Here is a 14691-nt window from a genome sequence, read left to right as displayed (position 1 = left end):
TAATAAAAGAAAGGATACCATAGGTATCCTTTCAAAAAGAGGGTTTTAGCGAGATTAAACTGCGGCGGCGGCCACTTGATCCGTACTGAGCACGCCTTGCTCAATCAAGCGGTTGGTACAGGCTAAAATCGCTTCAATAGATGAGGTGACTGTATTGTCGTGTACGCCTGCACCAAATGCACTCTTGCCGGTTCCTTTAACCTGAATTTCAATCAAGGTGAGGGCTTTGGCATTGGCACCCGAACTGATACTGCGTTCTTCGTAGTTCAAAACATCAATTGGCAATTGAAGCGCATTCATAAAGGCCGAAATTGGTCCATTGCCTTCACCGCGAAGCTGCTGAACTTCACCGTCGATATCCACATCTAATTCAATAATTTGAGTACCATTAATATCTGAAAGACGATAGTTTTTGGCAGTATAGTGCTGTTCTTTCACTTTCACATAAGTGTCTTGGAACAAGGTCCAGATATCAGATGCACTGATTTCGGTTCCATTTTCGTCGGTACGCTGCTGTACAATCTGTGAAAACTCGATCTGTAAACGACGAGGCAACACCACGTTGTAATTCGATTCGAGCAAGTAAGCAATACCGCCTTTACCAGATTGGCTGTTCACACGAATCACGGCATCGTAGTCGCGGCCCAAATCTTTTGGATCGATTGGCAAGTATGGCATATCCCAGATGTCTTCGTTTTTCTGGAACTCAAAGCCTTTTTTAATGGCATCTTGGTGTGAGCCTGAAAATGCAGTGAAGACCAAATCACCCGCATATGGATGACGTGGATGCACAGGCAAGCCAGTACATTCTTCAACTGTCGCAATGATTTCATTAATATTAGAAAAATCTAGCTCAGGTGCAACGCCTTGGGTGTACATGTTTAATGCAATCGCAGCCACATCGACATTTCCGGTACGCTCGCCGTTTCCAAACACGCAGCCTTCCACACGGTCTGCACCAGCCATAATGGCAAGTTCAGATGCCGCGATACCACAGCCACGGTCATTATGGCAATGCACCGAAATAATCACACCGTCACGACGAGCAAGATTGCGATGCATCCACTCGATTTGGTCGGCATATACATTCGGTGTAGAAACTTCGACTGTAGCCGGTAAGTTTAAAATCACTTTGTTTTCAGGTGAGGCTTTCCAGATTTCGGTGACAGCATCACAGACATCTTTGGCCACTTCTAATTCAGTGGCAGAGAAACATTCTGGGCTGTATTGAAAAATCCAGTCGGTCTGAGGGTATTGTGCAGCGTATTCTTTTACTTTTTCAGCAGCATTGATGGCCAATTTTTTGGCACCCTCAACGCCAACATTCAACACTTTTTGGCGGAAAGTTGGAGAGTTCGCATTGTAAATGTGCACAATTGCACGCTTGGCGCCCACCAAAGACTCAAACGTACGTTCGATCAAGTGATCACGTGCCTGAACCAATACCTCAATGTACACATCATCTGGAATATGGTTTTCTTCGATGAGTTTACGAGTGAAATCAAAATCGATTTGTGATGCCGATGGAAAGCCAATTTCAATATGTTTGAAGCCGATTTTGACCAACATTTGAAACATTTTAAATTTCTGTTCAATGCTCATCGGCTCAAAAATGGCTTGGTTGCCATCGCGTAAATCCGTACTCATCCAGATCGGCGCTTTGGTGATTTCGTTATCTGGCCACTGGCGATCAGGCAAATCGACACGTTGGTACATACGACGATATTTCTTGCTTGGATCTGCTAACATCATGAGAGTGCTCCTTGTTGCAGTGTGCATGCTGTCGTCTTATTGGCGTTGCGCACTGCTCTTATATGGGTATTCAATAAAAAAGTGAAAGTCAAAAATTAAGGCTGCCGATTAAGGCATAAGGTTTATACGCGCGCGAGGCGCAGCATCAGGAGAGCCATGATGGATGTGGTGAGCGAGGGACAAGCAAAAACGTGTTTCATTTCCATATACCATGAGTTAAATGCTGAGGTATTTCAATTCACTCAATACCATTGTTGATCATTTGAGTCTAGGCGAAAAACCACAGGCATGCAAAATTATAGTGTAGATTTTAATTTGAAAAACTGGAAAATATTTCCCTGAGTTTTGCATATAATTTAAATTAAGTGGAAATTTTTCCCACTTAAAATTCTTAATTCGATAAAAATTATTATCTCTAAAACATTTTCCGAATATTGTAAGTATCTGCTTATTACAGCTCAGACCACATGCGCATGAGGTTGTGGTAGATGTTGGTTAGCTTAACAACTTCAGCATAACCATCGCCATGCTGTATGCGAAGACTACGAACACTTTCATCTAAGTTAAACAACAAATGACGTTTACTGTCATCACGAATTAAGCTTTGCACCCAGAAAAAAGAGGCAAAACGTGTACCGCGAGTAATGCTGCTCACTTCGTGTAGGCTGGTCGCGGGATACAGTACAACATCTCCGGCAGGAAGTTTGACTTCGTGATAGCCGTAAGTGTCTTCAATCACGAGCTCACCGCCATCGTATTCGTCTGGTTCACTCAAAAATAGCGTACATGAAAGGTCAGTACGCATTTGCTGCTGTGTGCCTCGAATCAACCGAATCGAGTTGTCGACATGAAAGCCAAAGCTTTCCTGAGCATCGTAACGGTTAAACAGGGGGGGGATCATCTGATGCGGTAGTGCAGCTGCCTGAAACATCGGATGATTCCAGATGGCTTTCATGACTCGGTCACTTAACTCGTGGGTCAGCGGGTCTTGCTCTGAAAGTTGTTGATTGTTTTTTACAGAGGCAGAAAGTGTTCCCGCGGTAACTTTTCCATTGACCCAGTTGGCACTATGCATAAGGGTACGAAATTCGGCAACTTGTTCTTTACTGAGAACATTTGGAATATGATGGATCACGTGCAAAACCTGTCTGTTCAGTGGATTCAAAATTAAAAAAATAGCCCCATGCTGAGGCTATTTTAAATGATCAAGCATCAATCTCAACGAGGTTGAGCTGAATAGCGATTAGTATTTAAAGTTGATTGCCAACACTGCATTGCGACCGTCACCTTCAAAAGCATAATGTGCCGCATGTGCGCTAGTGAAATAGCGTTTGTCCGAAATATTGTTAATGTTGAGCTGTAGATTCACATTCGGATTAATATCGTACTTGGCCATGGCATTATAAATGGTATAAGCCGGTAAGTATTTCTCTGCTGTTGTACTTGAGTTAACAAAGACTTTATCTTTGTATTGTGCACCCGCACCAAAGGTGAATTTTGGCATCACTTTATAAGTTGACCAAAGCGTCGCACTGTTTTTGGCTACAAATGGAATTGGACCGCCTGACGGTAGGGCTACACCACGTGAATAGCCGCCATTTTTCAGTTCGCTATCGAGATAGCTATAACCGGCAGAGATATCCCAGTTTTTGGTAATGTGACCATTTAATCCGAGTTCAAAGCCATCTACTGTGCTATCGCCCACATTCGAGATATTGTTTGCAGCATCTGTAATACGGGTATTTTGCTTTTCGGTACGGAACACAGCAGCCGTGACATTGGCACGCTTATCAAATAGATCCCATTTTGTTCCAACTTCAAACGTACGTGCTTTTTCTGGCTCCAAGTCTTTGATATTAATCGCTACAGCTGATTCACTACTATCGCCTTGACCAACACCTACAGGATTTGCTGATGTGGCATAGCTTGCATAGATGCTACCATTTTCTGTTGGTTTAAAAGTCAAGCCAGCTTGATAAGAGAAAAAGTCGCTGTCGCTTTCAATATTCGTTCCTGCCGCTGTGGTACCTGAGGCTTTATTGTATTTTGCACTGGTGTTGAATTTATCCCAGCGTAAGCCAAGGTTTAATAACCATTGCGGTGTAAATTCAATATTGTCTAAAACGTACAAGCCAACATTATGACTGCGGGTGGTCGTCACTGCAGCATTTGCACTTCGTGTTCCTATGACAGCTGGATTATCTGGATTAGTGACACTGGTACACCAATAATTGACAGATGTACATTGGGTATCATTTGGTGTTCCTGATGTTGTTGGAGCATAACTATAATTATACGATCCCAAATCAGTGCTTTGATAGCTCCACTCGACACCAGTATTGAATGAATGTTTAAGTACACCCGTATTAAATTTACCAGTCAATGCCAGTTGATCAGCATAGGCATCTGTATCCGAAATACGCGAAAGTGCATGCCCACGATACACATAGCCATTTAAGACGTTATTTACGCCGTTAGTACCAGTTTTAGAGTCATTTGAGTTGGTATAAACGTAATTTGTTCTAGATTTAGTGTAGGTGGCTACATTCGATACAGTCAGATTGTCACTTAAATCGTGTTCAAGTTTGAACGTGCCAATGTGGTTTTCGCGTTTATCAAAATCACGATTTTTCCAGCCGTAGTAAGTGCCTTGCTTTACCGAAATCGGCTTGCCGCCTCTGGTTGGAAATGGAATACCTGCATCTGGTTCATCGTAGCTTTGTAGGTAGTAATAACTGAGCAAACCACGTGTTGCGGTACCCAGCCCCCACGCAATACTCGGGGCTAAACCGACACGATTGTATTCGGCACCATTGCTTTGGCCCGGCTTTTCATTTTGATGTCCCATCACGACCATACGGCCTGCAACACCGTTACCAAAGTCTTTGTTGGCATCGAGTTGAATATGACGGTAATTATCTGTGCCGCCAGCAACAGTCCCTTGGTATTCATCGCCTTGGTGTGCCTGTTTGGTGATCAGATTGATACTACCACCCACACCGCCACCACCTGAAAGAGTAGAGCTTGAGCCTTTGGTGACTTCAATTTGTTCGACTGCAAAGTTATCACGATTTTGTGTGGTGGCATTTCTTACGCCATCTACATAAATGGAAGACTGCGCGCTATATCCACGGATATAAGGCGTATCACCAAATGGTGTACCGCCTTCACCGGCTGCAAAGGTAATGCCTGGTACATTTTGCAATGCTTGGGTTAAAGAAGTTGCACCCGTGTCCTGTAGTAATTTTTGTGAAACGATCGCAACGGATTTTGGGGTATCGAGTAGCGGCGCGACATATTTTTTGTTGGCAGATGTATCAACTTTTAAGCTTTCTGTTTGTTCTGCTTGTGCACGAATGGTCGCAAGGTGAGAGACCTCGTCTTGCGCAATAACGGGAGTGGCCATAACAGCGAGGGAAGAGGCAATAGCAGAAGAAACAATCTTCTTTCGAGTGGTGATAAACGCCATAGAAGTCTCAGTATCAATAAGAAACAGTATGCGAATAATAATGATTATTATTAAAATTTGTAGTCGAATGTAATTGGATTTAATTATTAAAAATGGAGAAATTATGGAATTTAAACGATACCAAATTTTCTATTTTGGCTTATGTTATTGTTTTAATTTATATTTTTAAAATAATTAAATTTTAAGAAGAGAAAAAATCACTTTTTTTATAAATTTTTTAAGACTTTTTTAAGATTTCAATAAATTTTTTTGGTAATAACAGCTAAAAGACTTTACATTACTAAGTAAATGCGCTGAGACTTTTTTCAGCTATTCAATTCATCACGATAAAATGGTGATCTAGCGCAAGCTGTGCTGTAAAGATGCTACAAATCTGATTTGATCGCTTCATCAGACCTATTTCAGCCAACTTTACCTTGAAAAATGAATAAAAAAGTTGCAATTTCATGATCCGTTTTGTATATCGGTAAAGTTGTCATATAATGTGGCACTTTAAAAATTGTTACTACCTAACCAAATTATCGAGGAAGCCATGCAAGTAACGACTGAAGCGGTTTCGGGCGTTGCCCGTCGTTTAAATGTTTCTGTACCGACGAGCCGTATTAATGAGCAATTTGAAGCTCGTTTAAAACGCACTGCCAAAACTGTGAAAATCAACGGCTTCCGTCCTGGAAAAGTGCCTTTGTCTCGCGTTCGTTCAGATTTCGGTGCTGGCATTTACCAAGAAGTGGTCAATGACATCATTCGTGACACCGTATTTGAAGCGATTCAACAAGAAAAAATCAATGCTGTTGGCATGCCAAACATTGAAAAAGTTGAACATAAAGATGATGCTTTGGTGTACGAAGCAACTGTCGAAGTGTACCCAGAAGTTGAAGTAAACGCGTTTGATGCATTAGAAGTTGAGCGTAAAGCGACTGAAATCAACGACAAAGACGTTGATGTCATGATCGAAAACTTGCAAAAACAACGTCAAACTTGGGCTGTGACCAAAGGCATGGCGAAAAAAGACATGCAAGTAACTTTTGACTTCGAAGGCGAAGTAGACGGTGAGAAGTTTGAAGGCGGTTCTGCTGAAGACTTTAAATTGGTCTTGGGTTCTGGCCGTATGATTCCGGGCTTTGAAGACGGTATCGTGGGCATGAAAGCGGGTGAAGAGAAAGTTATCGATGTGACTTTCCCAGAAGATTACCAAGCGGCTAACCTTGCAGGTAAAGCAGCGAAATTCAAAATCACTGTGAAGCAAGTTGAAAAACCAAAGCTTCCAGAAATCGATGCAGAATTCTTAAAAATCTTCGGTCTTACTGAAGAAGAAGGCGTAGAAAAGCTAAAATCAGATGTACGCAAAAACATGGAGCGCGAAGTACGTAACGGTCTTCGTAACCAAGTGAAACAAGCGACTTTTGATGCACTTGTTGCAGCGAACGAAATCGAAGTGCCTGAAGCAATGGTTGCACAAGAAATTGATCGTCAGCGTCAGCAAATGATTCAGCAGTTCACGCAGCAGTTTGGTGGTGCAGGCGCTCAATCATTTGACAAGAGCATGCTTCCAGACGAATTGTTCAAAGAACAAGCTGAAAAATCAGTGAAACTTGGCGTACTTGTAAGCAAAGTACTTGCTGATGCGAAACTTGAAGTTGATCAAGCGCGTGTTGATGCCTACATCGACGAAATGGCATCTTCTTACGAAGATCCAACAGAAGTCGTTGAATACTTCAAAAATGATCAGCAACAACGCGCTCAAATCGAAGCTGTTGTGCTTGAAGATCAAGTAGTGGACCACATCTTGGCTGCTGCGAAAGTAACAGATACAGCGGTATCTTACGAAGAGTTGTTAAAAGAACAGCAAGCTCGCCAAGCGCGTTAATTGTTGTTGATAAAAAAGGGCGCGCAAGCGCCTTTTTTTATGGTTGTAGTGATTTTGTTGTGTTTCAACCAAATCCGCTATCTTCAGCTGAAATTATCTGATATTTCCTTTGGAATCTTTTTGCAATTTCAGTAATTATCCCTCATATTGTGATTATGGGTTAAGTTACAAAAAATTTAGGAATAAATAAACGTATGTATGTTCCAACGATTGAAAATGCTTTAGTTCCTGTTGTAGTTGAACAATCATCACGCGGCGAGCGTTCATTTGATATTTTTTCACGTCTTTTACGTGAGCGAGTCATCTTTTTGACGGGTGAAGTCGAAGACAATATGGCAAACTTAATTGTTGCTCAGATGTTGTTTTTAGAAGCAGAGAACCCAGATAAAGACATCCACCTTTACATCAACTCACCAGGTGGGTCAGTGACAGCGGGCATGGCAATTTATGATACCATGCAGTTTATCAAGCCTGATGTCGTGACTTACTGTATGGGTCAGGCTGCATCTATGGGTGCTTTCTTGCTGAATGCGGGTGCCAAGGGCAAACGTTATTGCCTTGAAAATGCACGTGTTATGATTCACCAACCTTTAGGTGGATTCCGTGGTCAGGCATCGGATATCGAAATTCACGCGCGTGAAATTCTATTTATCAAAGAGCGCTTAAATCGTCTGATGGCAGAGCATAGTGGCCAAGACTATGAGCGTGTCGCACGTGATACCGATCGTGATAATTTCATGACTGCGCAAGCGGCAAAAGAATACGGTTTAGTCGATGCAGTGCTCTCTAAACGTCCCTAATTTTTAAGATTTAAGTTGTGGAGTAGATATGTCCGAACATCCTCAAGGACAAAAACACTGTTCATTCTGTGGCAAGTCTCAGTCTGAGGTTGGGAAACTAATCGCAGGCGAGAACGCCTATATCTGTAATGAATGCGTGGATGTGTGCTTGGATCTTGTTCAAACGAGCCAGCAAGTTGAAGCAGGAGATTGGGCAAGTCGTGATTTGCCAAAACCTCATGAGATTCGGGCGGCACTCGATCAGTATGTGATTGGTCAAGATCTGGCAAAGAAAACCTTATCTGTTGCGGTATATAACCATTACAAGCGTTTAAAAGCAGGACAGTCTGGGCAGGCCAACAAGCAACATGCAGTCGAAATTGCAAAAAGTAATATTTTGCTGATTGGACCAACGGGTTCTGGTAAAACTTTACTGGCACAAACACTAGCACGTTTGCTGGATGTACCGTTTGCAATGGCCGATGCCACCACCCTTACCGAAGCAGGCTATGTGGGTGAGGATGTGGAAAATATCGTACAGAAGCTGCTTCAAAAAGCAGATTACGATGTCGAGAAGGCGCAAAAAGGGATTATTTATATCGACGAGATCGATAAAATTACCCGTAAGTCTGAAAACCCATCTATCACACGCGATGTTTCGGGTGAAGGTGTGCAGCAAGCCTTGCTCAAAATGATTGAAGGCACTGTGGCTTCTATTCCGCCTCAAGGTGGTCGCAAGCATCCACAGCAGGAATTTATCCAGATTGATACTTCAAATATCCTGTTTATTTGTGGTGGTGCTTTTTCTGGTCTGGAAAAAATTGTACAGCAGCGCCATGAAAAAGGCGGTATCGGCTTTAATGCAGAAGTCAAAAAGAAAGACGAAAGCAAAAAGCTGGCTGAGCTTTTCCGTCAGGTTGAGCCAACCGATTTGGTTAAATTTGGTTTGATTCCTGAATTTATTGGCCGTTTGCCAGTGATTGCAACGCTTGAAGAGCTAGACGAAGCAGCACTCATGCAAATTTTGACTGAGCCAAAAAATGCATTAACGCGTCAATACGAATCTTTATTCCAGATGGAAAATGTAGATTTGGTATTTGAAGAGTCGGCTTTACGTGCCATTGCCAAAAAGGCATTAGAGCGTAATACCGGTGCACGTGGTTTGCGTTCGATCATGGAAAATGTATTGCTTGAAACCATGTACGACCTACCAAGCCGTCAAGATGTAGGTACTGTGATTGTCAATGAAGAGGTGATTCAGGGCAAAACTGCGCCTGTTTACAAGAAGGAACATTTAGCCAAAACATCTGGTCAAGAGCAAAGTGCTTCAGACCTAAAGGTGATTGATTCAAAATCGGCTTAATTTATTTCGTCTGAAAAAGCATGATTTGTTTACGCATTTCATGCTTTTTTATTGGCTTTAAAAACAGCTGGTGTTAATCTAAAAAAACAAAAGATGCAAAGTGATTGCTCAAAAATAATTCAAAAAAAGCGCTTCGAGGGATGTCATGCGTAATCTATGTTTTTTATTATGTGGTGTGGGGTTGCTTACAGGATGTCAGCACAGTGTGCCTCAATCGTCTGATGCGCAAGCACTGCGCTCGACTTTACCGCCTGTCGATGTGACGCAGAAACCCGGAATTACCGATCAGTATCATGTCGGGAAATTTAGCGTGGGAGGGTGGGTCAATCAAAAACTGGGTCAATACTTTCAACCCATTCAGCCACAAAATCCACAAGCGGCCGTGGTGTATCTATATCGACCCGACACGCGCTGGAATCAGCAGGAAATTGCGGCAGCCAATTTATTTATCAATGGTAAACGCATTCCAAGCTTGTTAAACAATCATTATTACTGGATTGAGCTTCCCGCGGGTACCTATCGACTGTCGAGCAGTCGTCCACTCACAGTGTTTCATTTTCAAGACCCTAAATATATCGACATGAGTGTTGAGGCTGGACAAAGCTATTACGTGAAATACGATGAAGAAAATCCGGGGCGCAAAGAGCGCTCGGGACCATTTTTAATCGTGTCTGAAAAAACTGGGCGCAATCAGATTGCATTTACCCGCCTCAAATCATCGAGTTATAATTTTGTTGCACAAGACCAAAATGGTAAGATTCGAAGTAAAGCGCAAGAGCTTAAACCGGCAAAGTACGATGAAAAGAGTGATGTATTGTTGGTCAAGCCGTTTAAACTGTGGAATCCACTCACATGGTGAGTGAACACAAAATCTGAGGAATAAAAAAGCGCCCGAAGGCGCTTTCTTTTTTGATTAACCCGCAGTGGCATCAATCACAGGGATTTTGCCAATTTTTTCTTGCCAGATTTTAGGTGCAATGGCATGTACCGATGTACCGTTTACATCAACTGCAACGGAAACCGGCATATCTTCAACGACAAATTTGTAGATGGCTTCCATCCCCAAATCTGCAAAGGCAACCACTTCGGCTTCACGAACTGCTTTTGAAACCAAATACGCTGCACCACCGACAGCCATCAGATAAGTGGCTTGATTGTCTTTAATCGCTTCAATGGCTGTTGGGCCACGGTCTGCTTTACCAATCATGCCAAACAGACCCGTGTGCTCAAGCACTTTACGTGTGAATTTGTCCATACGCGTTGCGGTTGTTGGGCCAGCAGGTCCAACCACTTCGTCACGTACAGGATCAACCGGGCCAACGTAGTAAATAAATTTACCTTTTAAGTCGACAGGAAGCTCTTCACCATTGTCGATCATTTCGACTAAGCGTTTATGCGCTGCATCACGGCCAGTATACATGGTACCACTGAGCAACAAGGTATCGCCCGGCTGCCAAGAGTTCATTTCTTCTTGGGTGATGGTGTCGAGATTCACGCGTTTTGATTTAGACGCATCCCACGTCACTTCTGGGTAATCTTCAAGTTTAGGGGCTTGAATATGCGCTGGGCCTGAACCATCTAGCTGAAAGTGGGCATGACGGGTTGCGGCGCAGTTTGGAATCATACCAACAGGCTTACCTGCTGCATGACATGGATAATCTTTAATTTTAATATCGAGGACTGTGGTTAAGCCGCCCAAACCTTGTGCACCAATCCCGAGCGCATTTACTTTTTCAAAGATTTCGATACGAAGTTCTTCGATTTTGTTTTCTGGCCCACGGCGAAGTAGCTCGTCCATGTTGATTTCTTCCATCAATGCTTCTTTGGCAAGCATCATGGCTTTTTCAGCAGTACCGCCAATCCCGATACCGAGCATACCTGGCGGACACCAGCCAGCACCCATGGTTGGAACTGTTTTAAGTACCCAGTCTACAATCGAATCTGATGGATTGAGCATGGCAAGTTTAGATTTGTTTTCAGAACCGCCACCTTTTGCTGCAACAGTAATGTCAACTTTGTTGCCCGGAACGAGCTTATAGTGAATCACGGCAGGCGTATTGTCTTTGGTATTTTTACGACCAAAAGCCGGATCTGCAAGCACTGAAGCACGCAGTACGTTGGTATTTTCAAGATAACCTTGGCGTACACCTTCATTGATTGCATCGTCTAGGCTCATGCTCAGATCAAACTTAACGTCTAGACCTACATCAACAAAAACGTTGACGATCCCCGTATCTTGACAGATTGGGCGATGGCCTTCTGCACACATACGAGAGTTGATGAGAATTTGCGCGATTGCATCCTTTGCAGCTTGGTTCGCTTCACGGTCATACGCGCGGCTCATGGCCTGAATGAAATCTTGCGGATGATAGTAGGAAATGAACTGAAGGGCGTCCTTGACCGAAGTGATCAAGTCTTCTTGTTTGATAATTGTGGTCATACCAAAAAATCTCTTGAGCGGGCAGTTAGCTAGCGGGCTAAATTATATGATAAAACGATCAGGCTGTGGGGAGTTTTGGCGAGATTTTGGCTAAAGGTCGAAGGGATACATAGATTGCGATTCAGAGCAGGAAATTGTGCTTTTAATACAGAGAAGATCCTAATGCAGTATAGTGATTTAGCAAAAAATATTATTGAAATTTATCAAAAACATGGTCGTGATTGGACACAGTTAAGAGGCGATTTTCTACACGAAAAAATATGGCTTGATCGTTTTTTAGGTCTATTACCCATGTCTGCAAAGGTGGTTGATTTGGGATGTGGTTCGGGGATACCCATTGCAAAATATCTGATTGAGCAGGGTTGTCAATTGACGGGAGTTGATGCGTCCACAGTCATGCTAGATATGGCACAGCAAAATTTTCCTGAACAGATATGGATAAATGCCGATATTCGTCAGTTTCGTGCTGAGCAAACCTTTGATGGTATCTTGGCGTGGGATAGTTTTTTTCATCTTAATCCTGAAGATCAGCGCCAAATGTTTGCACAGTTTTCAATGCATGCAGCATCAGGTGGTGTGCTTATGTTTACCAGTGGGCCAAGCGATGGGGAGGCGATTGGTGATATGTTTGGTGAGCCACTTTATCATGCCAGTTTAGATGCCGCAGAATATCGGAACTTACTGGCTCGATATGGCTTTAAAATCATCAAAATGATTGCAGAAGATCCAGAATGTACTGGACATACGGTATGGTTGGCTCAAAAGAAGTAACACTGGTAATCAATTTAAAAAGCCACTTGATCGTGGCAAATGGCTTTTTAAAGAGCGATTAAAAGTGATTATGAGGCTAGCGCAGCAGCTTTTGCTTCAAGTTGCTGCTCGGCCTGAATAGCGGTCAGCGCAATGGTAAACACGATGTCATCGACCAATGCGCCACGTGATAAATCATTAACCGGTTTATTTAGGCCTTGCAACATCGGGCCAACACTCACCACGTTTGCCGAGCGCTGAACTGCTTTATAGGTGGTATTACCCGTATTTAAGTCTGGAAAAATAAATACATTGGCGCGGCCAGCGACTTTTGAATCTGGTGCTTTTTGTCGGCCAACACTTTCAACCGAGGCGGCATCGTATTGCAGTGGTCCATCAATCAGTAAGTCTGGGCGACGTTGTTTGGCAATTTCAGTGGCACGGACCACTTTTTCTACGTCTGCACCTGTGCCCGAAGTGCCGGTAGAATAACTGATCATGGCAATGCGCGGTTCAATGCCAAAGGCTTTTGCAGAATCTGCCGATTGAATAGCAATCTCGGCCAGTTGATCGGCATCTGGGTCTGGATTAATTGCGCAATCACCATACACATAAACTTCATCTGGAAGCAGCATGAAAAAGACAGAGGAAACTAAAGAATAGTTGGGTGCTGTCTTAATCAATTGAAAAGCGGGGCGAACTGTATTGGCGGTGGTATGAATTGCACCAGAAACCAATCCGTCCACCTGATCAAGTGCCAGCATCATAGTGCCTAAAACTACGGTATCTTGAAGCTGCTCTTTGGCTTGAAGATCGCTCAGCTTTCCTTTACGTAGCTCCACCATTGGTGCGATGTATTGATTGCGAATCAGATCGGGATCAATAATTTCCAGATCATCGGGCAATTCAATTCCTCGTGCTTTGGCTACCTCTACCACAGTTTCAGGTTTGGCCAACAAGATACAGTGCGCAATTCCGCGAGACTGGCAAATGGCAGCGGCCTGAACGGTGCGTGGTTCATCGCCTTCTGGCAGTACAATGCGCTTTTTGGCTGCAATTGATTTTTGTACCAGTTCATGACGAAATGCAGATGGAGATAAACGCGGCTGAACCCCTGTATTAATCTGGGCTTGCAGCCAAGTCACATCGATATGACTTGAGACAAAACGCGTGACTTGTTCTGCACGTTCGGTGTCGTCAGTGGGGATCTCGTTTCCAAAATCGGCCAGTCGTTGTGCAGTTTCCAGTGTATTGAGTTGAGTGTGTAAAATCGGTAAGCCTTGCTTGATGGCATGCTGACAAAAATCCAGAATTTGTGGATTCGGCGCTTTACGTTCGGTGAGCACCAAGCCTGCCAGTGGAATACCGTTACTGGTGGCTAAGCTACTGGCCAACAGGACATCTGTGCGCTCCGATGCACTGATAATCAGTTCACCCGCAGTAAACTTATTTAGCTCATATTCGATACTGGACGCAATTAGACTCGAATGCAAAATACGACGATGTTTGGCATCACCCTGATGAATCCAGTCACCTTCAACCACAGAGGCAATATCGAGCGTGCGCGGTACACTTAAGGTATTGCTAAAAGGCACCATGCCAATAATTGGCAAGGTTGGTGAGCCAAGATGTCGATTATAGCGTTGTAGCTCTTTGCTAAAGTCTGCAATTTCAGTATCTAGACGCAATGACGGATCAATGGTCAGTGGAATATGCGCAGTTTCTTCAGGTAAGCCACGGGTACGCATAAAGAGCACACCAGCGGTACGATTTGAGGATGTACCGCCAAACTGATGTAGATGTGCTTCAACTTTCTCTGCTGTACGACGCGGATTTTGCACATCTGCTGTACTCACCAGCACCACCTTTGCATCGAGTGCTTGAGCCAACGCTGCATTCAATTCAGTCGCAAAATGATCTTGAGCAGTGGGTAAAAGGCCTTCCACAATGATCACGTCATAATTGGCTGCAACATTTCGATGTAGACTCACTGCTTCTTCAAGTAGTTCGTCGCGCTCACCGAGTGCCCAGCGTTGTAGCACTTTTTCGTGCGCAATCGAGGTCACGGTGGTGCCTTGGAAAAGATGGCTGAATAAGGAGGTGGTTCGATCCACCTGATTCGGGAGTTCCTGTGAAAATGGCTTTAAAAATCCGGCCTTAATACCGTTGCAATCGAGTGCATAAATCAGGCCTAAACAGGCTGAAGTCAGGCCAACGCCTTCCCCGGTAGGAATCAGTAAAAGAGTATTCATAACCGCCTTATCAAAAAAG

The 14691-nt window shown here is 43.6% G+C and carries 10 protein-coding genes; 5 read left to right on the top strand and 5 right to left on the bottom strand.

Going from position 1 to position 14691, the window contains the following annotated elements; genetic code table 11:
• Window positions 1–54: 54 nt before the first annotated feature.
• From leuA to QLG00_RS13345, 3 genes are all read right to left on the bottom strand, one after another.
• Window positions 55–1752, bottom strand: coding sequence for a 2-isopropylmalate synthase (gene leuA / locus QLG00_RS13355; RefSeq protein WP_282471193.1), 1698 nt, complete (start codon window positions 1750–1752; stop codon window positions 55–57).
• Between the two features lie 451 nt (window positions 1753–2203).
• Window positions 2204–2887, bottom strand: coding sequence for a Fe2+-dependent dioxygenase (locus QLG00_RS13350; protein ID WP_282471192.1), 684 nt, complete (start codon window positions 2885–2887; stop codon window positions 2204–2206).
• A 108-nt stretch (window positions 2888–2995) separates the two neighbouring features.
• Window positions 2996–5221: a TonB-dependent siderophore receptor gene (locus tag QLG00_RS13345; RefSeq protein WP_282471191.1), complete on the bottom strand. Its 2226-nt coding sequence runs from the start codon at window positions 5219–5221 to the stop codon at window positions 2996–2998.
• Window positions 5222–5753: 532 nt separating this feature from the next.
• Here QLG00_RS13345 and tig point away from each other — a divergent pair.
• The 4 genes from tig to QLG00_RS13325 all read left to right on the top strand — a co-directional run bounded on the left by tig (window position 5754) and on the right by QLG00_RS13325 (window position 10089).
• Window positions 5754–7088, top strand: a complete 1335-nt coding sequence (gene tig / locus QLG00_RS13340) for a trigger factor (protein ID WP_004932831.1) — start codon at window positions 5754–5756, stop codon at window positions 7086–7088.
• Between the two features lie 194 nt (window positions 7089–7282).
• Window positions 7283–7888: an ATP-dependent Clp endopeptidase proteolytic subunit ClpP gene (gene clpP / locus QLG00_RS13335; RefSeq protein WP_004932834.1), complete on the top strand. Its 606-nt coding sequence runs from the start codon at window positions 7283–7285 to the stop codon at window positions 7886–7888.
• A gap of 28 nt (window positions 7889–7916) precedes the next feature.
• Window positions 7917–9230 carry an ATP-dependent Clp protease ATP-binding subunit ClpX gene (gene clpX / locus QLG00_RS13330; RefSeq protein WP_282471190.1) on the top strand — a complete coding sequence of 438 codons (1314 nt, stop codon included), beginning with the start codon at window positions 7917–7919 and terminating at the stop codon, window positions 9228–9230.
• A 145-nt stretch (window positions 9231–9375) separates the two neighbouring features.
• Complete coding sequence (locus QLG00_RS13325) at window positions 9376–10089, top strand: DUF2846 domain-containing protein (protein ID WP_151808451.1); 714 nt, start codon at window positions 9376–9378, stop codon at window positions 10087–10089.
• 54 nt (window positions 10090–10143) lie between these two features.
• Here QLG00_RS13325 and QLG00_RS13320 read toward each other — a convergent pair whose 3' ends face one another.
• A complete protein-coding gene (locus tag QLG00_RS13320; protein ID WP_004943712.1) occupies window positions 10144–11670 on the bottom strand; it encodes a fumarate hydratase in 1527 nt (508 codons plus the stop codon).
• A 162-nt stretch (window positions 11671–11832) separates the two neighbouring features.
• Here QLG00_RS13320 and QLG00_RS13315 point away from each other — a divergent pair, with 162 nt between their 5' ends.
• Complete coding sequence (locus QLG00_RS13315; RefSeq protein ID WP_004932853.1) at window positions 11833–12441, top strand: class I SAM-dependent methyltransferase; 609 nt, start codon at window positions 11833–11835, stop codon at window positions 12439–12441.
• A 68-nt stretch (window positions 12442–12509) separates the two neighbouring features.
• On the opposite strand, the gene pta is transcribed toward QLG00_RS13315, so the two are convergent.
• The gene (gene pta, locus QLG00_RS13310) at window positions 12510–14672 is read right to left on the bottom strand and encodes a phosphate acetyltransferase (RefSeq protein WP_151808453.1); all 2163 of its coding nucleotides are present in this window, start codon (window positions 14670–14672) and stop codon (window positions 12510–12512) included.
• Window positions 14673–14691: the final 19 nt, after the last annotated feature.

Source organism: Acinetobacter sp. V89_7 (genome assembly GCF_029967895.1).
GTDB lineage: Bacteria > Pseudomonadota > Gammaproteobacteria > Pseudomonadales > Moraxellaceae > Acinetobacter > Acinetobacter soli.
Note: the sequence above shows the minus strand (reverse complement) of the source record. Positions and strands in the feature narration are given on the sequence as shown.

Bases quoted from the DNA above. Each gene is read 5' to 3' on its own strand.
- clpP (WP_004932834.1), top strand. From the start codon at position 7,283: ATGTATGTTCCAACGATTGAAAATGCTTTAGTTCCTGTTGTAGTTGAA.
- QLG00_RS13320 (WP_004943712.1), bottom strand. From the start codon at position 11,670: ATGACCACAATTATCAAACAAGAAGACTTGATCACTTCGGTCAAGGAC.
- clpX (WP_282471190.1), top strand. From the start codon at position 7,917: ATGTCCGAACATCCTCAAGGACAAAAACACTGTTCATTCTGTGGCAAG.
- pta (WP_151808453.1), bottom strand. From the start codon at position 14,672: ATGAATACTCTTTTACTGATTCCTACCGGGGAAGGCGTTGGCCTGACT.
- QLG00_RS13315 (WP_004932853.1), top strand. From the start codon at position 11,833: ATGCAGTATAGTGATTTAGCAAAAAATATTATTGAAATTTATCAAAAA.
- tig (WP_004932831.1), top strand. From the start codon at position 5,754: ATGCAAGTAACGACTGAAGCGGTTTCGGGCGTTGCCCGTCGTTTAAAT.
- QLG00_RS13325 (WP_151808451.1), top strand. From the start codon at position 9,376: ATGCGTAATCTATGTTTTTTATTATGTGGTGTGGGGTTGCTTACAGGA.
- leuA (WP_282471193.1), bottom strand. From the start codon at position 1,752: ATGATGTTAGCAGATCCAAGCAAGAAATATCGTCGTATGTACCAACGT.
- QLG00_RS13345 (WP_282471191.1), bottom strand. From the start codon at position 5,221: ATGGCGTTTATCACCACTCGAAAGAAGATTGTTTCTTCTGCTATTGCC.